Consider the following 18,843-nt stretch of genomic DNA (forward strand, 5'->3'; position numbering starts at 1 on the left):
CTGGCAACACGAATCTCTGCCGCCCGCGCGCCGCCGGATCGGCGCGGCCGACGACGGTGACGGTCCGCCGTCGATTTCCGACCACGGTGCGCGGACGAAAACGGACGTACACGCACTCAGAAACAGGTTTAACCCGGTTGAGGCCCTGCTGATCGATACCCACTCGTTTATGAATGGACGCTCCGTCGTCGAGTCGATACGCTCGTTCAGATCCGAGGTCGATCCCGTGCCCTTCGCCGCCGGCGCGCTGGCAACGTTCGCGTTCCTCGCGTACACGGCGGCCGACACGGAAGGCGCCGCCGCCGCGATCGACGCGGCGTTCGTCACGTTCGGCCAGGGGCTCGCGTGGCTCTACCTCGGCACGGTGCTCGCGCTGGTCGGGGCCGCCGGCTACCTCCTCGTCAGTCGCTACGGACGCGTCCGCCTCGGCGAGGGCGACCCCGAGTACGGGACGGCGTCGTACGTGGCGATGTTCTTCTCGGCCGGGCTGTCGGCCGGCATCGTCTTCTTCGGTCCCGTGGAGGCGCTGTTACACTACCAGACCGTCCCGCCGCTGTTCGCGGGCGAGGTGGCCGCGGAGTCGAGCGCGGCGGCGGTGCCCGCGGTCGCGTACACGGTCTTCCACTACGGCGTCAGCGCCTGGGGCGGGTACCTCGCGATCGGTATTCCGGTCGCGTACTTCGCCTACCGGCACGACGCTCCGTTCCGCGTCTCCACCGCGCTGTATCCCGTCCTCGGCCCCGACCGGCTCGACGGCCTCGTCGCCCGGACGGTCGACACCCTCGCTGTCGTCGCCACCATCGGCGGGATCGCGACCGGGCTCGGCTTCATCGCCACCCAGCTGCTCACCGGCGTCACGTTCCGGACCGGAGTCGCGTTCGGCGACGCCGCGACGGTCGCCGTCATCGTCGGCATCACCGTCCTCTTCACGCTCTCGCTCGTCGCGGGCGTGAGCCGCGGCATCCGACGGCTGTCCGTGTTCAACATCGCGGTCATGGCCCTGCTCCTCGGCGTGGCGCTCCTCGCCGGGCCGACGGTCGACGTGTTGAACATCGGCGTGGCGGCGCTCGGCACGTACGCGACCTCCTTCTTCGAGATGAGCCTGTTCACGGGGAGCGGCGTGGAGGGCGGCGCGAGCTGGACGGCGGCGTGGACCGTCTTCTACTGGTCGTGGTGGATCGCGTGGGCGCCGTTCGTCGGGCTGTTCCTCGCGCGGATCTCCCGCGGCCGGACGATCCGGTCGGTGGTCGGCACCGCCTTCGGGACGATGACCGCGGTCTCGGCGCTGTGGTTCACCGTCGTCGGGGGGACGTCGATCCGAATCCAGCAGTCCGGCGCGGCCGACGTGCTCGGCGCAGTCGGCGAGTTCGGCGACGGCGTCTCCGGCTACGTCATCTTCGGGGCGTTCCCCGGCGGCGAGCTGTGGCAGCTGCTGTTCTTAGTGCTGGTGACGACGTTCTTCCTCACCTCCGCCGACTCCTCGACGCTCGCGGTCGGCATGCTCACGACCGGCGGCAGCCGGAAGCCGTCGGGCGCGAACCGGGTCTTCTGGGGGATCCTCCAGGGTGCGATCGCCTCCGTGCTCGTGGTCGTCGGCGGCGCGACCGCGCTCCGGTCGTCGGTGATCGTCACGGGCGCCCCGTTCGCGCTCGTCTGTCTCGTCGCCATGGGCGGGTTCCTGCGCTGGCTGTCGCGGTCCGACGAGCCGGTCGCCGCGGACGATCCCCGGCCGGAGTCCGACCCGGTGCCGCCCGCGTCGGCGAGCCCCGCCGAGGACGACGACTGACCGCGCGGGACCGCCGGCCCCCGCGGACGACGCCGGACCGACCCTGACGACGCGGCGATCGAAACCGGCTTGATCGACGCGCGCGCAAGTCGGTCCATGTCGCTGGCAGCCGACACCCGCGAGGCCGTCCGCTCGCGGCCGTTCGTCTTCGACGCGCTCCGCGCCGGCCTCCTGAACCACAGCGCCGCGGCCGCGTGGCTCGCCGAGGCCGCCGCCCTCGACGGCGAGCCGGACGCGGTCGCGGCCGCCCTCCGGCGCTTCCGCGAGGACCTGCCCGCGTACGCGACGGAATCGCGAGGGACGACCGTCTCGATGCGCAGCGGCGTCGGGCTCTCGGCGGCCGACGGCGCGGCCGAGGGCGACGCCGGCGAGCCGCTCCTCCGCGTCGGCGACGCGGCCGTCGCTCCGGAGGGCGACCGCACGGCGATCGTCGCGACCGGCGATGTCGACGCCGCGGCGCTCGGGGCGTCGCTCCGCCGGTTGGCCGTTCGGGACATCGAGGTCCCGGCCGCCGGCGTCGCGGAGAATACGCTCGTCTGCGTCGTCGGGCGGCGCGACGGTCCGGACGCGGTCCGGATCGTCGAGGCCGCGCTCGACGCGGTGCCGACGACCGACTCGACCTGACGCGCGGTCGATGGCCGGCTCCGCCTTGACGCGCGTTCAACGACAGCTCCGGCCTGTCGCGCGGTCAACGCCGCTTTGCGGGTCGACCCCGAACCCCGGCGTCGCACCGTTTTCGCACTCCCGCAGCCTCCGAAGTCCCTAAGAGCGGCGCGGCCCCAGTACGGGTATGCAGTCGCTCGTCATCGTCGCGCACGGCTCGCACCTCAACCCCGAGTCGAGCGCGCCGACGTACGACCACGCCGACACGATCCGCGCCACCGGTGCCTTCGACGAGGTCCGCACCGGCTTCTGGAAGGAGGAGCCGCACTTCCGAGAGGTGCTCCGCACCGTCGAGGGCGACGAGGTGTACGTCGTCCCGCTGTTCATTTCGGAGGGCTACTTCACCGAGCAGGTGATCCCCCGCGAACTCCGCCTCGCCGGCTGGGACGTCTCGGAGTGGGACTCCGACGGCCTCTCGGCGGACCAGGCGACGCTCGTCGCCGAGGACATCGACAAGGAGGTCCACTACTGCGGGCCGGTGGGGACCCACCGCGCGATGACCGACGTGATCGTCCGCCGCGCGGAGTCCGTGACGAACGACGCCGACGTGGGCGACGGGTTCGGCCTCGCGGTCGTCGGCCACGGCACCGAGCGCAACGAGAACTCGGCGAAGGCGATCGAGTACCACGCCGACCGGATCGCCGAGCGCGACCGATTCGACGAGGTGAAGCCGCTGTACATGGACGAGGACCCGGAGGTCGACGACCTCCCCGAGCACTTCGAGAGCGACGACGTCGTCTTAGTTCCCCTCTTCATCGCCGACGGCTACCACACGCAGGAGGACATCCCGGAGGACGTGGGCCTCTGTGAGGACCACACCGAGGGATACGACGTGCCCGAGACGGTCGACGGCACGCGGATCTGGTACGCGGGCGCGGTGGGAACGGAGCCACTCATGGCCGACGTGGTCTTAGAGCGCGCCGACGACGCCGGCGCCGACCTTGGGACGGCGCTCGACGACGTGCGAGAGACTACCCGCGTCGCCACGGGGGACTGAGCGTGAGCGACCCGACCTCCGCGGAGGCTGACGCGGCCGACGACGGATCCGAAGACGCCGGTAGCGAGCCCGACGCGCCAGAGATCGACCTCCCGAGCGAGGCGTTCGACGCGGTCCTCGACGCGCTCGCCGACCGCGAGCCGGGAGAGCCCGTCCGGTTCGAGGGGTTCAGCGTGGCGCGCGGCGCCGACGAAGACGACGAGGACGCTCCCGTCGAGGACGCCCCCGGCGAGTACGTCCTCGCCGACGGCGACCGCCCGGTCGGGCTGAGCGAGCGCGAGCTCCACGAGGCGCTCTCCGAGCGCGCCGCGGCCGTCACCGACTGGTACACCTTCGAGCGCGTCGTCGGCGAGTTCGGGCCGCGTCGCGCGTTCCTCCGCTGGATCGAGGACGCGGACGGCGATACCGTCGCGACCCGGTACGCCGCGCTCGCCGAGGGCATCGAACGCGCGTGGGGCGAACTGAAGATCACGGCGACGGTCACCGACCGCGGGGAGCGCCGCTACGACGTGCGCCACGCCGACGACGCCGGCGTCCCGGTCGACGATCTGGACGCGTACGACGACCCGCTCAACGCCCGCGATCTGGTGACGTTCGACGAACAGGGGCGGTACCGCCCGCTCAAGACGGCCCCGTCGCTCGCTGGCGGCTGGGTGTTCCCCGACCTCGGCCCGCGCGACCTCTACGAGGCGGTCGAGACGATCTACCCCGCGACCGTCGCCAACTGGCACCGCGAGCGCGAGGGGGAGCTCGACGTGACTCACTGGCGCGAGACGATGGAGCGCCAGGCGGGCATCTACGGCGTCGTGAAGACGTGGGACCGCGGCGAGGGGTACGAGCACGTCAACTGGGTGGCGGAGGCCTGTTGCGACGACTCGCAGTGTCTCAAGCGCCGCGAGTGGCAGTACGACGACGAGACGGACCTCGACGTCGACGGCGGCGACGGCGCGTTCCCCTGCCGCGAGCCGTGTTCAGTCGTGGTGTCGGCCGCGCGGAAGTGGACGCGACTGGAGAGCGAGCAGCCGCGGACGTACGAGTTCGACCTGACCCCGAGCGAGAAGGAGCAGGTCGAGGACATCATCGACGCGGTCGCGGACGGCCGGACCGACGAGATCCGCGAGGCGGACACGAAGGAGGGGGCGAACCGGTACCGGGCGCGCTTCCTCCGCGCCAAGCTGTTCGACGACGAGGGGAACCTCGGCGGCGTGCCGACCGAATCGGCCGAGGAGTGACCGGCTCCGTAGCCCGACCCCGATCGGACGCACCGGAAACATCGCCGCGCCCCGCAGGCTTTTCTCGGCTCCCCTGAAACGGTGGGGCAATGAACGCCGTCACGTTGGGTCCCGCCGGCACGTACTCGCACCGCGCCGCGCGCGCTGTCGCCGCCGAGGTGTCGTTCCGCGAATCGGTCACCGCCATCGTCGACGCCGTCGCGGACGGCGAGTTCGAGCGCGGCGTCGTCCCCATCGAGAACAGCATCGAGGGGTCGGTCACGGAGAGCCTCGACGCGCTCGCCGACTATGACGTGTCCGTCACCCGCGAGGTCGTCACGCCGATCCGCCACGCCCTCCTCTCGCAGGACGACTCGTTCGAGGTCGTCGCGAGCCACTCGCAGGCGCTCGCGCAGTGTCGCAACTGGCTGGAGTCGAACTACCCGGACGCCGGCCTCGAAGCGGTCGCTTCCACGGCCCGCGGCGTCGAGCGCGCCCGCGAGGACGCCCGCGTCGCCGGGATCGGGCACCCGGACAACGCCGGCAACGACCTCTCTATCCTCGCGGAAGACATCCAGGACCGGACGTCGAACGCGACGCGGTTCCTCGTCGTCGCGCCCGAGTCCGCGAGGGCCGACGCCGGCGGGAAGACCACGCTGATCGTCTACCCGAACGCGAACTACCCCGGCCTCCTGCTGGAGCTGCTGGAGGCGTTCGCCGACCGCAACCTCAACCTCTCGCGGATCGAGTCGCGCCCGAGCGGCGAGCGCCTCGGCGACTACCTGTTCCACTTCGACGTGGACGCCGGGCTCTACGAGGACCACATGGCGAAGGCGGTCGACGACGTCGAGGCCATCGCGGACAAGGGGTGGGTGAAGGTGCTCGGCTCGTACGACACCGAGCACGTGCTCGACTGAGACCTGAACTTCGGAAGACTGCGACCCGTTGCTCCGTTATTTAAACGACCAGACCTAACGGTGACGACTATTTATCGATGAACGCGGCGGTACGGTTGCGCGTGCCTCCGATCGGCCGCCGCAGGCGGCCGTGAGGAGCGCGTGCGAAGTCGCCGGCGCCACGCGCCGACTGCCAGAGGGACCGAAGGTCCCTCGTTGGAGTCGCTGGCTCCCGGAGCGAAGCGGAGGGCGCCAGCGACGAGGCTGGGGAGGCGCGAGGTGCGGTGCTGTGCGGTGCGGGACTCAAAGGGGCAGCCCTGAGTGCGAAGCACGGAGACGCAAGTAGCGGGGCGCTACGCGCCGCGGGAAGCCGGCGGCGAAGCCACCGGCGACACCGCAGCGAAGGGGCGGTAGCGACCGACCGAGGAACACAGCGAGCCGCGCGAGCCCTCACGACTGGGGCTTTGGAGATGTTATCCGCGGTTCCGTCGGCAGCTGTTTATATACGAGCGACCGAGCCACCCACCGCTATCGCCACACTGACGATCCCCCCCGGTGAAACGCGCGGTTCCGTATTACTCGAACCGGTACGTCGCGCCGTCCGGGCCGTCCTCGATCTCGACGCCGACTTCGCCGAGCGCGTCGCGGAGCTCGTCCGCGCGCTCGTAGTTGCCCGCCTCGCGCTCGGCCTCACGGACGTTCAACACGAGTTCGACCAGCTCGCCGGCGAGGTCGACGTCGCCGTCGCTCGGCGACTCGAACTGGAGGCCCAACACGTCGCCGCCGAGCTCTTCGAACGCTTCGACCGCCTCGCGGAGGCCCCGGTAGTCGTAGGCGGCGTCTGCGTCACGGGTCCCGTTCCCGTCATCGTTCCCCTCGTCGACCGCGTCCACGTGTCGGTTCACCGCGTCGGTGAGATCGAGGAGCGCCGCGGTCGCCTCTCGGAGATTGAGGTCGTCGTTCATCGCGGCCGCGAAGTCGTCGCGGGCGGTCGCAACTGCCTCGCGGAGGTCGGCGTCCTCGGCTTTCGCTCGGGCCTCGGTCGAGTCGAGCGCCTCGACGGCGCGGTCGTACGTGCGGGAGAGCCGCTCCCAGCGCTCCTCGGCCTCCCCGATCGTCTCCTCGGTGAGCGCCTGCTCGGAGCGGTAGGCGGCGCCGGCGTAGAACGTGCGGACGACGTTGACGCCGAGTTCGTCGAGGGCGTCCGGAACGGTCCAGAAGTTTCCGATCGACGAGGACATCTTCTCGCCGTCCATCTCCAGCAGGCCGACGTGGAGCCAGTGGCGCGCGAACGCCTCGCCGGTCGCCGCCTCGGACTGCGCGATCTCGTTCTCGTGGTGCGGGAAGACGAGGTCGCGCCCGCCCATGTGGATGTCGAGAGTGTCCCCGAGGTGCGTCGTCGACATCGCCGAGCACTCCACGTGCCACCCGGGCCGCCCCTCGCTCCACGGCGACGCCCACGTCTCGCCCTCGGGCGTCTCCGCGCCGTGGTCGTGTTTCGCGTGTTCGCGCGCCGCGGTCTCGCTCACGCCGTCGGCCTTCCACAGCGCGAAGTCGGCCGGATTCCGCTTCTCCGAGCGCTCGTCCGGCTCGCCCTGCGCTTCGAGCGCGTCTAACTCCTGATTCGAGAGCTTCCCGTACTCGTCGAAGCGGGTCACGTCGAAGTAGACGGAGCCGTTCGACTCGTAGGCGTACCCCTCCTCGATCAGGGTCTCGACGAGGTCGACGATCTCCGGCACGTGCTCGGTGACGCGGGGGTACACCTCCGCCCGCCTGAGGTTGAGTCCGCGCATCGCGTCGAACGTCGTGGCGGTGAACGCCTCGGCCACGTCGCGTTCCTCGGTCCAGTCGTCGCGCTCGCCGACGCGGGCCGTGATCTTCTCGTTGACGTCGGTGACGTTCTCGACGTGACGTACGTCGTAGCCGAGGTGTTCGAGCCACCGGTGGAGCACGTCCGCGTGGAACCACAGGCGGGCGTGCCCGAGGTGCGGGTCGTCCGACACCGTCAGGCCGCAGACGTACAGCGTGACGTCGCCGTCGGCCGTGAACTCGACGCGCTCGTCTTCCAGGGTGTCGGTAACGACGAGACTCATTACGAGACGGTTGCCGAGGTGAGCGTTTCAAATCGTCGGATCGCGCGAGACGACGACCACCCGCCCGACGCGGTCGGCGGGTCGATCGTGGACGCCTTCGGTGACTTGGCGGTGAACACCTCCAAAGCCCCAGTCGCGAGGCCGAAGTACGCTCGCTGTGCTCCTCACTCGGTCGCTCCGCTCCCTCGTTCCGGTGCTTGCGTCGCCTACGGCGGCCTCGCGACTGCCCCTTTGAATCCCGCCCCACACCGCAACCGCACCTCACGCCTCCCCAGCCTCGTCGGCCTCCCTGCGGTCGGCCGACTCCCTCGCACGCGCTCCTCACGGCCGCCGCAGGCGGCCGCTCGGAGGCGCGCGCCACCGTAGTTCAATTTATACATCGACGACATTCTCCCTCACGCCTCCCGCGTCGTCCACTCCACCTCGTACCCCGCCTCGCGTACCGCCTTGAGGACGCGGTCGACGTGGGCAGGGCCGTTCGTCTCCACCTCGAAGACGAGGTCGGCGTCGCCGACCGGCAGGTCAGGTCGGCTGCGCTCGTGGCGCACGGTCCGGATGTTCGCGCGCTCCGCGCCGATCAGGGTGCTGATCTCCCCCATCGTCCCGGGCGTGTCGTCGATCCGGACGGAGAGCTCGATCAGCTGGTGGCGGTCGACGAGGGCGTGCGTCACCACCTCCTTCAGCGTCGTCACGTCGATGTTGCCGCCGCAGAGAAGCGGGACGACGGTCTCGCCGCCGAGGTCGAGATCGTCGACCGCCTCGTCGTTCAACAGGGCGGCCGCGGCGGTCGCGCCCGCGCCCTCGACCATCTGCTTCGCGCGCTCCAAGAGCAGGAGGATCGCGTTCGCCACGTCGTCGTCGCTCACGACGACCGCCTCGTCGAGGTGTTCGTCGAGGAGTTCGAAGGTGAGGTCGCTCAGCCCGCCGGTCGCGATCCCGTCCGCGATCGTGTCGGGTTCGTCGCGCGTCACGAGTTCGCCGGCCGCGAGGCTCTCCGAGAGCGTCGACGCGCCCTCGGTCTGAACGCCGACGACCCGCGTCTCGGGCGACCGGGCCTTGACCGCGGTTGCGACCCCGCCCGCGAGCCCGCCGCCCCCTACGGGGACGAGGACGGTGTCGACGTCGGGCACCTGGTCGAGCACTTCCAGGCCGAGCGTCCCCTGTCCCGCGACCACGTCGGGGTCGTCGAACGCGTGGACGAACCGCGTCCCGGGGTCGTCGGTCAGCGTCCGAGCGTGCGCCATCGCCTCGGGGAACGCGCTGCCCCGGAGGACGACCTCGGCGCCGTAGGCGCGGGTCGCCTCGATCTTCGCCGCGGGCGCTGCCTCCGGCATCACGATCGTCGCTTCGATCCCGGCGTCGGCCGCCGCGAGCGCGACCCCCTGTGCGTGGTTGCCCGCGCTCGCGGCCACGACGCGCTCGATCGGGACCTCCGCGGCGCGCTCTCCGGACCCGTCTATCGCCAGCGAGATCGCGTTGTACGCGCCGCGCGTCTTGAACGAGCCGGTGCGCTGGAGGTGTTCCATCTTGAGACGCACGTCGGCGCCGCACCGATCGCTCAGCGAGCGACTCCGCTCGACGGGCGTCCGCTGGACGATGTCGGTGCCGGCGAGCCGCTCGGCGGCGGCCTCGACGTCGTCGATCGCGACTGGGGACATAGCGGAGCCGTTCTCGGGGCCCCACGAAAAGGACTCGGTTACGGAACGCCGGTACCACCCACGGGTCCGCACCGCTCCGCGCCGACCCGCGCCCGCTATCGCTTCCCGAGCGCCTCCTCGAAGACGCGCTGCGCGCGCTCGTACCCTTCGTTCCGGTCGACGATCGGGTGCGCGTAGTCGGGCGCGAGCTCCTCGCGCTCCGCCCGCGAGAGGGTCGGCCAGTCGACCACCTTCCCGGACGGCACGTCCGAGAGCTCCGGGACGTACGCCTTCACGAATCGGGCGCCGTCGTCGTACTTCGACATTTGGCTCACCGGGTCGAAGATGCGCACGTCGACGGAGTCGGTGCCGGTGGAGGCGGTCCACTGCCACGCGCCGTGGTTCGAGGCGTAGTCGTGGTCGATCAGCTGCTTCGTGAAGTAGCGCGCGCCGCGCCGCCAGTCGATCAGGAGGTGCTTCGTGAGAAAGCTCGCGACCACCTGCCGCGGCCGGTTGTGGATGTACCCCTCCTCGTTCAGCTGTCGCATTCCGGCGTCGACGAGCGGGTAGCCGGTCTCGCCGCGCGTCCACGCCTCGAAGGCGTCGTCGTCGTCGCGCCACGCGATCTCGTTCGGGAACGACTTGTAGTTCGACACGGCGAGGTCCGGGTTGTAATACAGCAGGTGGTACATCTGCTCGCGCCACGACAGCTCGTACCGGTACTTGTCGACGTTGCGGCGCTCCCCGCCGGTCACGGCGTCGTACACGTCGCTCGCGCCCGCCCACAGCTCGCGGACCCCGATCGCGCCGGTCGCGAGGTACGGAGACATCCGCGAGACCGCGTGCGTCGGGGCCTCGACGGCCCGCGCGAGGTCGTCGCGGGTGTCGTTGTACGAGGTGATCCCGTAGTCGAGGAACTCGTCGAACCGCTCGCGGGCGGCCTCGTACCCCGCGTCGGGGAGGTCGATGTCGGCGTCGGGCTCGGGGACGGTCTTCCCGTCGCGCACGTCGGCCAGCGCGGCCGCATCCGGCTCCGCGTACGGCCCGCGCTTCGGCACGGCCTCCCAGTCGCCGTGGAACTGGCTGTGGTTCGGATAGCGCGCCTCCAGCCGACCGGGGTCGACCAGCACGATGTCGGTCCGCGAGTCGGTGTCGACGCCTTCGCCGGCGAGCGCGTCCTCGACCGCCCGCTGTCGGTTCCGACGGGCCGCTCGGTACTGCTCGTTGTAGAACACCGCCTCCGCGTCGTATTCCGCGGCGAGGTCGACGAGGACCGCTTCCGGGTCGCCGGCGCGGACGATCAGGTCGCTCCCGAGTTCGCGGTACCGCTCCTCCAGTCGCTTCACGTGGCGGAGGAAGAACGCGCGCTGCCGCGCGCCGACCGTTCCGAGCAGGTCGGCGTCGTACACGAACACCGGCACGACTTCACCGTCCCGAGCCGCGGCGGCGAGCCCGGCGTTGTCCCGCGTTCGAGCGTCTCCTCGGTGCCAGAACAGGCGCATACGAACTCCAAGGGCGCCAGCGGATAGTGTCTGTCGCCGGCGTCTCGGCGCGCCGCCGTCCCCGCCTCCGCCAGTACGTTCAAGACGCTCCGTCACGAATCCTGACCTGTATGACCCGACGTGATCCCTTCGACGAGATAGAGGAACTGTTCGAGCGGATGGGCCGCGAGTTCGAGGAACTCGGCGGCACGTTGGAGGGCACCGGCCCCGAGGTCCCGCGGTTCCCGGGGGCCCGCGACGTCGACGTCGACGTGGTCGAAGACGACGAGGCGATCACCGTCGTCGCCGACCTCCCCGGATTCGACGCCGACGACGTGGATGTCGAACTGCGCGACGACGCGCTCGTTATCAGCGGGTCCCGCGAGGAGTCGAGCGAGTTCGATGTCGCCGAAGAAGACGGTGCCGACGATCCGGACGACGGCGAGAGCGGTCCGGCCCACGTCCGCTACCACCGGCGCGAGCGCCGGCGCAGCTCCGTCTCCCGTCGGGTTCCGATCCCCGAACCCGTCGAGGCCGACGCGGCGGCGGCCTCCTTCGACGCCGGCGTCCTCACCGTCACGCTCCCCAAGCGCTCGCCCGACGACGACCGCGGGCACACGATCGACGTCAGCTGAGCCGCGCTCGCGTCGTCGGGTGTGACACGGGGTGCGCCGCGGCCGGGATACCGGAATCCGCCGCCGCCGCGAGATAGCATGCGTCAGTCGCTATTTAACACCTCACGGGTCCTCTCTGTCGGTATGAACACGACGAATCCCTTCGACGAGATCGAGCAGTTCCTCGGCCGCACCCCCCTCGGGGGCGAGCGGTCTCGGGGCCGCGACCTCCGGACCGCCGACATCGACGTCGCCGAGTACGCCGACGAGTTCGTCGTGATGGCCGACCTCCCGGGGTTCGATCGCGACGAGATCGACGTCCGAGTCCGCGACGACCGGCTCGCCATCGCCGCCGAGCGCGACGCGGAACGCGAGGACGCAGACCGGCGATACATCCGACGCGAGCGGCGCCACGAGTCCGTCACTCGGACCGTCGGCCTGCCGACGAACGCCCGTCTTGACGACGCCACCGCGACGTACCGGCACGGTGTCCTCACTGTAACGGTCCCGCTCGATGTCCTCGACGCGGACGAGGGACGCCGGATCGACGTGAACTGATCCGCCCGGCTCGACCCCTGCCTCTCCGCCGATGCTTTCTCCACGTACACCGTGCTATCGACTCACATGAACGACGGCGACCGCACGGCCGAACGACGCGACCTCGTGAGCGCGCTCCGACGGCGTCTCGACGTGAGCGAGCAGACGCTCTCGGCGATCGGAGCCGTCCCCCGCCACGAGTTCGTTCCCGAGGCGCATCGCGAGTCGGCGTACGCCGACCGGCCGCTCCCGATCGGCCACGACCAGACGATCAGCGCGCCGCACATGGTCGCACTGATGACGGATCTCCTCGACGTCGAGCGCGGCGACCGCGTCTTCGAGGTGGGGACTGGCTGCGGCTACCACGCCGCGGTCGTCGCCGAGGTCGTCGGCCCGGGGAACGTCCTCTCCGCCGAGCGGGTCCCGGAACTGGCCGCCGCCGCCCGCGAGCGCCTTGCCCGTCTCGGCTACGACGTGGCCGTCGCGGCCGCCGACGGCCGAGAGGCGTTCCTCGACGAGGCTCCGTTCGACGCCGCTTACCTCACCTGCGCGGCGCCTGAGGCGGTTCCGGACGCGGTCGTCGACCGTGTCCGGGCGGGCGGCCGCGTGGTCGCCCCCGTTCGCGAGGGTGGTCGCCAGCGGCTCGTCCGACTGACGCTCCGCGAAGGCGGGATCGACCGCGAGGACCACGGCGGCGTGCGGTTCGTCCCGATGCGATAGTCGGCCCGCCGAACGCACGGTTTTAGAGGACCGAGTCCCGAGACTGCGCATGGACGACGCGTCGCTCAGGGCGGACATGATCGAGGGGCTCGAACACCAGATCGGCGAGCCGATCGAGCCGCCCGTGCTGACCGCGCTTCAGCGCGTCCCGCGCGATCCCTTCGTCGACGACTCGCCTCGCGGCGGCGTCGTCGACGGCGACGACCCGCACTCGCTCTCGCTCCCGACGCTGGTCCGTCTCGTCACCGCGCTCGACGCCGCCGAGGGCGACTCGGTCCTCGTCGTCGGTGCGGGGATCGGCTACTCGGTCGCGATGCTCGCCGAGATCGCCGGCGCGCGGCGCGTCCACGCGGTCGACATCGACCGCGCCGCCGTCGCCGCCGCGCGGTCGAACCTCGACGCGGCCGGTTATAGGGCGGTCCTCGTCGACCGCGCGGACGGCGCCGACGGACTCCCCGCGTACGCACCGTACGACCGGATCCTCCTCGAAGCCGCCGTCGTCGAGCCGCCGCGTTCCCTCAGGGACCAGCTCGCGCCCGACGGGCGAATCGCCTACCCGCGCGGCGCCGGCGTCCAGACGGTCGCCGCGATCGAGCCGTCCACCGGGGGTCCCGACGCGGGCGACGCCATCGCGTCCGGCGCCGGTACGGACGACGATCCGGCGCCTGACGGCTTCGAAACGGTCGAGACGCACGGGCCGGCGCGGCTCCAACCGATGCTCGTCGACGGCGAACAGCCCGGAACGGAACGGAACCGAACTCGGCGGGAGGACGCGGAGCGCGCCGAGCGCAGCCGGCAGCGACGGCACGGCTGGGAACAGGACTGGATCGACTGGGACAGCCGGCTTTAACCGACTCTCCTCCGCCGCTCGCGGCGTCACTCCTCGACGACGAGCACCTCGGTGTTCCCCCGCTCGTCGACGTAGTCGCCCTCCGCCGGCGGCTTGATGTCGATCGCGAGCGTCCCGTCGGCCTGATTCGGCCCGAGTTCCGGCTCGACGTCGACGGTCGCGACCCCGTCCTCGTTCGTCTTCGCGGTGACGACGCCGTCGATCTGCGCAGAGCCGCCCCGGACGATGACCGTCGCGTCCGCGACCCGAGAGCCGTCGGGGTCGACGACGGCGACGTCGACCGACTGCTCGCCGGGCGTGGTCACCTCCGGCTGGGGCTGCGCGTCGAGTTCCGTCGCGGCCAGCCCGTCGATGTCGCCGATCATCCCCATCATCACGCTGAGGCTGGCGACGCCGACGACGAGCGCGATGACGAGGCGGACCGGGAGCCCCTCGATCGCGCGGGTGTCGGTGCTGAACGTCCGGCGGTTCGCGGTGCGCGAGTCGTGTGTTCGATCGGACATACGCCGCGCTGGCCGCGGTATCTGATATAAACGATCGGACGATCCGGGCGGCGCCGCGGCGGACGCCCGAGGGACGCGCCCGACAACCGGGACCCGATCCGGCTCCCGGTGCTTTTTGTCTGATGCCGAGGCAACCCGGCCGCGTGTACGTACGCGGCCGCGACGACGGGACCGACCGTACTGAGGGGGCTGACCGCGGCGACTGCGCCGACCTCCGTGACAGTGCTCACCGCGACGGTGACCGTCTGCCTCACACCGCTCGGATCGGCTCTTTCCTCGCCCGCGACGGCAGCGCCGGCGCTCCGGTCGGCGTCGACCTCGACCGCCCACACGCGGGCGTCGTGTTCGGGAAGCGCGGCACCGGGAAGTCGTACACCCTCGGCGTCCTCGCCGAGGAGCTGGCGGACGCAGGCGGTGTCGCCCCGGTCGTCGTCGACCCGATGGGCGTCTTCGCCGGCCTCGAAGCGGCCGGCGGACGGACCGTCGACCCCGCGGTCCGTCCCGCCTCGATACCGCCGTCGGCTTGGCCGAACCTCCTCGGCCTCGCCCCGGCGAGCGGCCCCGGAACCCTCGTCTGGCAAGTCGTCGCGGACGCGGTCGACGACGGATCTGGAGAGGCGACGGACCGTAACGCCGCGAGCGGAACGACCCCCTCGCCGTCGCTCGCGGCGCTCCGCGAGGCGGTCGACGCGGCCGACGCCCCGGCGGAGACGCGCCGCGCCGCCGCGAACCACCTCCGGCTGGCGGCCTCGTGGGGAGTCTTCGACGCCGATGCGCCGCCGGTCGCGTCGCTGGCGGCCGACGGCAACCCCGCGGTCCTCGACCTCGCCGGCGTGCCCGACGCCGCCGCGGCGGCCGTGGTCCGCGCTGTCGCTCGCGGGCTCTACGACGCGCGGATCGCGGGCGATCTCTCCCGGCTCCCGTGGCTGCTCGTCGACGAGGCGCACGCCTTCTTCGACGGGGTGGCCGACCCCGCGCTCCGGACGCTCCTCACGCGGGGCCGCGCGCCGGGCGTCTCGCTGGTCTGTGCGACCCAGCGTCCGGCCGCGCTCCCGAGCGTCGCCGTCTCGCAGTCCGACCTGCTCGTCTCCCACCGGCTCACGGCGGCGCGCGACGTCGAGCGACTGGCGGCGGCGGAGGCGACGTACCTCGCCGGCGACCTCGCATCGCGGCTTCCCGAGGGCGTCGGCGAGGCGCTCGTCGTCGACGACGCCACAGAGACGGCCCACACGGTCCGGATACGGGAACGCCGGACGCCGCACGAAGGCGAGAGTCCGCGCGCGAGCCGGCTATCGGACCCCGAACCGCACTGACGGGTCCAGAACGCACAAGCCGCCCCGGAAATACGCTAGCGCATGGACCGAACGCCGTACGGATTTCTCCTCGTCGCGGCCGGGGGCTTCCTCGGTGCGGTCGCCAGACACGCCGTCGACGCGGGAGTCGCCGGCGTCCTCACCGTGGCCCCGTCCGGCGACCGCCTCATCGCTCTCGGCGGCGTCCCGCCCGGCGCGGGGACGCTGGTCGCGAACGTCGTCGGCTCGTTCGCCCTCGGTCTCCTCCTGACTCGCGCGTCGAGCGACCGGGTCCGGCTGCTCGTCGGGACGGGCGCGCTATCCTCGTTCACGACGTACAGCACGTTCGTCGCCGACGCCGTCGCGCTCGGAACGACCGCCGGCGCGGGATACGTCGCCGGTAGCTACGCGGCCGGATTCGCCGCGGCCGCACTGGGGCTCGCCGTCGGGAGGCGCCGGCGATGAGCGTCTCGCCGCTCCTCGCGACGGCGCTCGTCGGCGTCGGCGGTGCGCTCGGCGCGGCCGGCCGTCACGCCGTCGGGCTCCGTATCGAGGGGCGCCGGTCGGTCCTCCTCGTCAACGCCCTCGGGAGCCTCGCCCTCGGAGCCGTCTCCGCCGCGCCGATCGGATCGGCGGCGACGCTGCTGTTCGGCGTCGGCTTCTGTGGCGCGTTCACGACGTTCTCCTCGTTCGCGGTCGGGGCCGTCCGGACGGCGAGCGAGACCGGTGTTCGCGCCGCCGCGACGCTCGCGGCCTCGAACCTCGCGGCCGCGCTGGCCGCGTTTGTCCTCGGTTCGTCTCTCGCCGTCGCGGTCGCCGGCTGACGGAGGCTCACGGCGGCCGGGCCGTTCCTCCCCGACAAGCGACAAGTACAGGCTCCCCCGGTTCCTATGCGAGTGCGTGACCGACACCGACCGCTCCGTCGACGGCGAGTCGACCGCTCCGGCCGACTCGGGTGGTCCCGCTGACGACGTTACCCCCGAGGACGTCCCCGACTTCGGCGACCTCTCGATCCTCCAGCGCGGGTTCGTCGCCGCCGCGCAGAACCCCTCGCGCGGGCTGCTGGTCGTCGGCCTCTTCGTGTTCGCGCTCGCCTTTTACGCCGCGTTCTGGCTGTCGTTCCCCGGCGCCGCCGGACTCCTCACCGCGATCGCGCTGATCGTCGTCGTCGTCGCCGCGGCCGTCTACTGGCTCCTCGACCGCCTCTCCCGCTGAGCGGCCCCTTCGCCCGGATCGCTTTCGCCCGTTTCATTGGGAACGGCTCCCCTCGACGGTCTCACGGCCGCGGCTCGTAGAACCCGCGGAGCGGTCGACCGAACGCGGGGGCGAGCGTCGCCACCGCCTCGCCGACCAACACGTCGCGGTCGGCGAACGCCGGTTCCACCTGCGCGCCGAGCGCCACGTCGCCCGCGGCGTCGCTCTCTAGGTACCCACGGACGGTGACGAACTCCCGCTCGCGCTCGACGACGTACCGGTCGCCGTCGATGAACGGCCCGTAGGTGTCCGGGTCGACGTCGTCGACGTACGACTCGTAGAAGTTCGCGGCGTGCTTCCGCACCGCGACCGGCGGCCCGTCGTGGCGCGCGACCGCCGGTCGCTCGGTCACCTCCAGTTCCGCGTCCAGCGCGGCCCGCGTCGACTCGACGGCTGCGGCGCGCTCGGGCACCTCCCGGTCGCCGCTCCCCCCGTCGGCGTCGCTCCCCTCGCCGCCGTTCCTCGTTCCCGCTGCGTCGGTCATGGCGCGCGCTCGGAGCACGTCGAACCCGTGATCGTTGAGCCCGCCGACGATCCCGTCCAGCGATCGGCGGAGCTGCGGCCACAGCTGGTCGTCGACCACGTCCGGCGCGTCGAACACGACCGCGACCGGCGTCGTTCCCCGTCGGTCGAGATGCGCTCGCACTTCCTCGGGGTCGAGCGGTTCCGGTTCGTCAGGCTCGAAGAGCGCCTCGCTCGGGGCCGCGAGCAGCTCCCGCGCGTAGTGCTGGAAGCGTGCGAGGTTCGTCGCCGACAGGACCGCCGCGACGTTCCGCGTCGGGTCCGTCGGATCGACGACGACGAGGGGGTCCTCGAACGTGCGCTCGGCGTGCCCCTCTGGGTCGAACTCCACCGGGGGGTGCCAGCTCCGCGCCGACTCGACGAGCGGGACGAACCCGCCGAGCTCCAAGACGAGCAGCTCCGTGAGGTACCCCGAGAACCCCTCGGTGCGGAGGTCGCTGCCGTACGCGCCGATCCCCTTCAGGAACGCCTTCGCGAGGACTACGTCCGCGGCGAGGTCGTCGTCGAGCCGCGCAGAGAGGTACGCGTCGTGGAACGGGGTGCGGTCGACCGCGGAGACCAGATCCCCCGCCGTCTCCACGTCGTGACAGGGGACGAGGTCCACGTCGAACCCCTCGTAGTTCCCCTTCACGTACGGGTGTTCGGCGTACTCCTCGTGGCCGTCGGGGAGGACCGCGTGCCCGACCGCCAGCCCGTACTCCTCCAGCTCGGCGCGGTCGAGATCTGCGTCGAACCGGACGAACAGGTCGATGTCGCGGTCGCCCGCGACCCACGTGCCCCGCGCCGTCGACCCGACTTGGACCACGTCGGCGCCGACGGGGAGGTCGGCGATCGCCTCGTGGGTCCGGTCGGTCAGTGCCGTGGCCGCCGCTCGCAGTCGCTCCCGCTCTTCCGGCTCGGGAAGGACGCGCTCGCGAACCCGTGACAGCACCGCCTCCAGATCGTCCATACCGAACGGTCTCGCGGTCCGGCCGAAAACGTGTCGGTCGGATCGGCGGCGCGGCGGGCCGACGGAGCGCCGCCGCCGTCCCGCGGTCCGGCCCGTCGGCTTCCGCGTCGTCGGGCGGAAACGAAAGCCATATCAAAAGGACGCGAGTACCCGAGAACAGGCCGAAGTAGCTCAGTTGGTAGAGCGCCTCGCTGTTAACGAGGCGGTCCCAGGTTCGAGTCCTGGCTTCGGCGCCTCCCTTCGTACGTTTCTCGTCTATGCTCTCACCAGACCGTAGTCCTATTTTGCTCGTTTCCGCTCTGACTGAGTATGCCGAATCGAAGCGAGCAATTTGCTTCACTCGAGGAGCCACAGAAGCGCGGCCAAGCGGCCGAAGCGATCGTAACTGATACTTATCGAAGATGCTGGTGACACACAGATGACTATCCGGTACGAGCGGTCAAACATAACATATCAAAAACATCAATTGGCACGAGGATTACCATCTCAACGAAACATTAGCTTCGCTTGGTTCCAACCCGATAGGATAAAGAGGAACCGAGAGACAAATCGATCCGTGGCGGGCCTTTAGCTTAGTCCGGTTAAAGCGACTCGCTCATAACGAGTTGATCGCCGGTTCGAATCCGGCAAGGCCCATCGCAGTTAAACCCGTTACTGGGTGGTCTCCGAAACGACTCTCTCGGTGGCTCAAACGCCCGGTATCGGCTTTCTCGATGTTCCGGAAAATCAGCTTCTGAGTGGTATGTCGACCAGCGGTCGGTTCCGGGTTCCTGTTGTCGTGCGAATTCTGTAGTCGCCGCTACGTCGATCCACCCGCCCACCTACCTCGCCCTTATAC

Annotated in this window: 18 protein-coding genes and 2 tRNA genes; 15 read left to right on the forward strand and 5 right to left on the reverse strand. The window is 71.0% G+C overall.

Features of this window, described 5'->3' with window-relative positions:
- Positions 1-169 precede the first annotated feature (169 nt).
- From B9H04_RS07670 to pheA, 5 genes are all read left to right on the forward strand, one after another.
- Positions 170-1,786 (forward strand): BCCT family transporter, encoded by a 1,617-nt coding sequence (locus B9H04_RS07670; protein ID WP_085682585.1) that lies wholly within the window; start codon positions 170-172, stop codon positions 1,784-1,786.
- Positions 1,787-1,882: 96 nt separating this feature from the next.
- Positions 1,883-2,410, forward strand: a complete 528-nt coding sequence (locus B9H04_RS07675) for a DUF7523 family protein (RefSeq protein WP_049931427.1) — start codon at positions 1,883-1,885, stop codon at positions 2,408-2,410.
- 166 nt (positions 2,411-2,576) lie between these two features.
- Positions 2,577-3,446: a CbiX/SirB N-terminal domain-containing protein gene (locus B9H04_RS07680; protein ID WP_049931428.1), complete on the forward strand. Its 870-nt coding sequence runs from the start codon at positions 2,577-2,579 to the stop codon at positions 3,444-3,446.
- A 2-nt stretch (positions 3,447-3,448) separates the two neighbouring features.
- Positions 3,449-4,678, forward strand: coding sequence for a DR2241 family protein (locus B9H04_RS07685; RefSeq protein ID WP_139835055.1), 1,230 nt, complete (start codon positions 3,449-3,451; stop codon positions 4,676-4,678).
- Between the two features lie 89 nt (positions 4,679-4,767).
- Complete coding sequence (gene pheA, locus B9H04_RS07690) at positions 4,768-5,574, forward strand: prephenate dehydratase (RefSeq protein WP_049931430.1); 807 nt, start codon at positions 4,768-4,770, stop codon at positions 5,572-5,574.
- A gap of 554 nt (positions 5,575-6,128) precedes the next feature.
- Here the strand turns inward: pheA and cysS are convergent.
- From cysS to B9H04_RS07705, 3 genes are all read right to left on the reverse strand, one after another.
- Positions 6,129-7,646 (reverse strand): cysteine--tRNA ligase, encoded by a 1,518-nt coding sequence (gene cysS / locus B9H04_RS07695; protein WP_049931431.1) that lies wholly within the window; start codon positions 7,644-7,646, stop codon positions 6,129-6,131.
- 395 nt (positions 7,647-8,041) lie between these two features.
- Positions 8,042-9,304, reverse strand: coding sequence for a threonine ammonia-lyase (gene ilvA, locus B9H04_RS07700; RefSeq protein WP_049931432.1), 1,263 nt, complete (start codon positions 9,302-9,304; stop codon positions 8,042-8,044).
- Between the two features lie 95 nt (positions 9,305-9,399).
- Entirely contained in the window at positions 9,400-10,785 is a 1,386-nt protein-coding gene (locus B9H04_RS07705; protein ID WP_049931433.1) for a cryptochrome/photolyase family protein, read from the reverse strand.
- Between the two features lie 110 nt (positions 10,786-10,895).
- Between B9H04_RS07705 and B9H04_RS07710 the strand changes: the two genes are divergently transcribed.
- The 4 genes from B9H04_RS07710 to B9H04_RS07725 all read left to right on the forward strand — a co-directional run bounded on the left by B9H04_RS07710 (position 10,896) and on the right by B9H04_RS07725 (position 13,485).
- Positions 10,896-11,399 (forward strand): Hsp20 family protein, encoded by a 504-nt coding sequence (locus B9H04_RS07710; RefSeq protein WP_049931434.1) that lies wholly within the window; start codon positions 10,896-10,898, stop codon positions 11,397-11,399.
- A 123-nt stretch (positions 11,400-11,522) separates the two neighbouring features.
- The gene (locus tag B9H04_RS07715; protein WP_049931435.1) at positions 11,523-11,936 is read left to right on the forward strand and encodes an Hsp20/alpha crystallin family protein; all 414 of its coding nucleotides are present in this window, start codon (positions 11,523-11,525) and stop codon (positions 11,934-11,936) included.
- Positions 11,937-12,002: 66 nt separating this feature from the next.
- Positions 12,003-12,635 (forward strand): protein-L-isoaspartate(D-aspartate) O-methyltransferase, encoded by a 633-nt coding sequence (locus B9H04_RS07720; protein WP_049931436.1) that lies wholly within the window; start codon positions 12,003-12,005, stop codon positions 12,633-12,635.
- A gap of 49 nt (positions 12,636-12,684) precedes the next feature.
- Complete coding sequence (locus B9H04_RS07725) at positions 12,685-13,485, forward strand: protein-L-isoaspartate O-methyltransferase family protein (RefSeq protein WP_049931437.1); 801 nt, start codon at positions 12,685-12,687, stop codon at positions 13,483-13,485.
- 26 nt (positions 13,486-13,511) lie between these two features.
- Here B9H04_RS07725 and B9H04_RS07730 read toward each other — a convergent pair whose 3' ends face one another.
- On the reverse strand, positions 13,512-13,988 hold the full coding sequence (locus B9H04_RS07730; RefSeq protein ID WP_049931438.1) for a DUF7382 domain-containing protein: 477 nt from the start codon (positions 13,986-13,988) through the stop codon (positions 13,512-13,514).
- A 143-nt stretch (positions 13,989-14,131) separates the two neighbouring features.
- On the opposite strand from B9H04_RS07730, the gene B9H04_RS07735 reads away from it, so the two are divergent.
- From B9H04_RS07735 to B9H04_RS07750, 4 genes are all read left to right on the forward strand, one after another.
- Complete coding sequence (locus B9H04_RS07735; protein ID WP_455583607.1) at positions 14,132-15,301, forward strand: ATP-binding protein; 1,170 nt, start codon at positions 14,132-14,134, stop codon at positions 15,299-15,301.
- Between the two features lie 42 nt (positions 15,302-15,343).
- Positions 15,344-15,745 carry a fluoride efflux transporter FluC gene (locus tag B9H04_RS07740; protein ID WP_049931440.1) on the forward strand — a complete coding sequence of 134 codons (402 nt, stop codon included), beginning with the start codon at positions 15,344-15,346 and terminating at the stop codon, positions 15,743-15,745.
- A complete protein-coding gene (locus B9H04_RS07745; RefSeq protein ID WP_049931441.1) occupies positions 15,742-16,104 on the forward strand; it encodes a CrcB family protein in 363 nt (120 codons plus the stop codon). Before B9H04_RS07740 ends, B9H04_RS07745 begins: the two co-directional genes overlap by 4 nt.
- A 76-nt stretch (positions 16,105-16,180) precedes the next feature.
- A complete protein-coding gene (locus B9H04_RS07750) occupies positions 16,181-16,495 on the forward strand; it encodes a hypothetical protein (protein ID WP_049931442.1) in 315 nt (104 codons plus the stop codon).
- A 61-nt stretch (positions 16,496-16,556) separates the two neighbouring features.
- Here B9H04_RS07750 and cca read toward each other — a convergent pair whose 3' ends face one another.
- Complete coding sequence (gene cca, locus B9H04_RS07755; RefSeq protein ID WP_085682588.1) at positions 16,557-18,005, reverse strand: CCA tRNA nucleotidyltransferase; 1,449 nt, start codon at positions 18,003-18,005, stop codon at positions 16,557-16,559.
- Positions 18,006-18,165: 160 nt separating this feature from the next.
- On the opposite strand from cca, the gene B9H04_RS07760 reads away from it, so the two are divergent.
- Positions 18,166-18,238: transfer RNA gene (locus B9H04_RS07760), tRNA-Asn, on the forward strand.
- Between the two features lie 328 nt (positions 18,239-18,566).
- Positions 18,567-18,641 (forward strand) — tRNA-Ile (locus tag B9H04_RS07765).
- The last annotated feature ends 202 nt before the right edge of the window (positions 18,642-18,843 follow it).

This window comes from Halorubrum ezzemoulense DSM 17463 (assembly GCF_002114285.1).
Classification (GTDB): Archaea; Halobacteriota; Halobacteria; order Halobacteriales; family Haloferacaceae; genus Halorubrum; species Halorubrum ezzemoulense.

Coding starts and splice junctions, on each gene's coding strand:
- B9H04_RS07670 (WP_085682585.1), top strand. CDS start 170: ATGAATGGACGCTCCGTCGTCGAGTCGATACGCTCGTTCAGATCCGAG.
- B9H04_RS07675 (WP_049931427.1), top strand. CDS start 1,883: ATGTCGCTGGCAGCCGACACCCGCGAGGCCGTCCGCTCGCGGCCGTTC.
- B9H04_RS07680 (WP_049931428.1), top strand. CDS start 2,577: ATGCAGTCGCTCGTCATCGTCGCGCACGGCTCGCACCTCAACCCCGAG.
- pheA (WP_049931430.1), top strand. CDS start 4,768: ATGAACGCCGTCACGTTGGGTCCCGCCGGCACGTACTCGCACCGCGCC.
- cysS (WP_049931431.1), bottom strand. CDS start 7,646: ATGAGTCTCGTCGTTACCGACACCCTGGAAGACGAGCGCGTCGAGTTC.
- ilvA (WP_049931432.1), bottom strand. CDS start 9,304: ATGTCCCCAGTCGCGATCGACGACGTCGAGGCCGCCGCCGAGCGGCTC.
- B9H04_RS07705 (WP_049931433.1), bottom strand. CDS start 10,785: ATGCGCCTGTTCTGGCACCGAGGAGACGCTCGAACGCGGGACAACGCC.
- B9H04_RS07710 (WP_049931434.1), top strand. CDS start 10,896: ATGACCCGACGTGATCCCTTCGACGAGATAGAGGAACTGTTCGAGCGG.
- B9H04_RS07715 (WP_049931435.1), top strand. CDS start 11,523: ATGAACACGACGAATCCCTTCGACGAGATCGAGCAGTTCCTCGGCCGC.
- B9H04_RS07720 (WP_049931436.1), top strand. CDS start 12,003: ATGAACGACGGCGACCGCACGGCCGAACGACGCGACCTCGTGAGCGCG.
- B9H04_RS07725 (WP_049931437.1), top strand. CDS start 12,685: ATGGACGACGCGTCGCTCAGGGCGGACATGATCGAGGGGCTCGAACAC.
- B9H04_RS07730 (WP_049931438.1), bottom strand. CDS start 13,988: ATGTCCGATCGAACACACGACTCGCGCACCGCGAACCGCCGGACGTTC.
- B9H04_RS07740 (WP_049931440.1), top strand. CDS start 15,344: ATGGACCGAACGCCGTACGGATTTCTCCTCGTCGCGGCCGGGGGCTTC.
- B9H04_RS07745 (WP_049931441.1), top strand. CDS start 15,742: ATGAGCGTCTCGCCGCTCCTCGCGACGGCGCTCGTCGGCGTCGGCGGT.
- cca (WP_085682588.1), bottom strand. CDS start 18,005: ATGGACGATCTGGAGGCGGTGCTGTCACGGGTTCGCGAGCGCGTCCTT.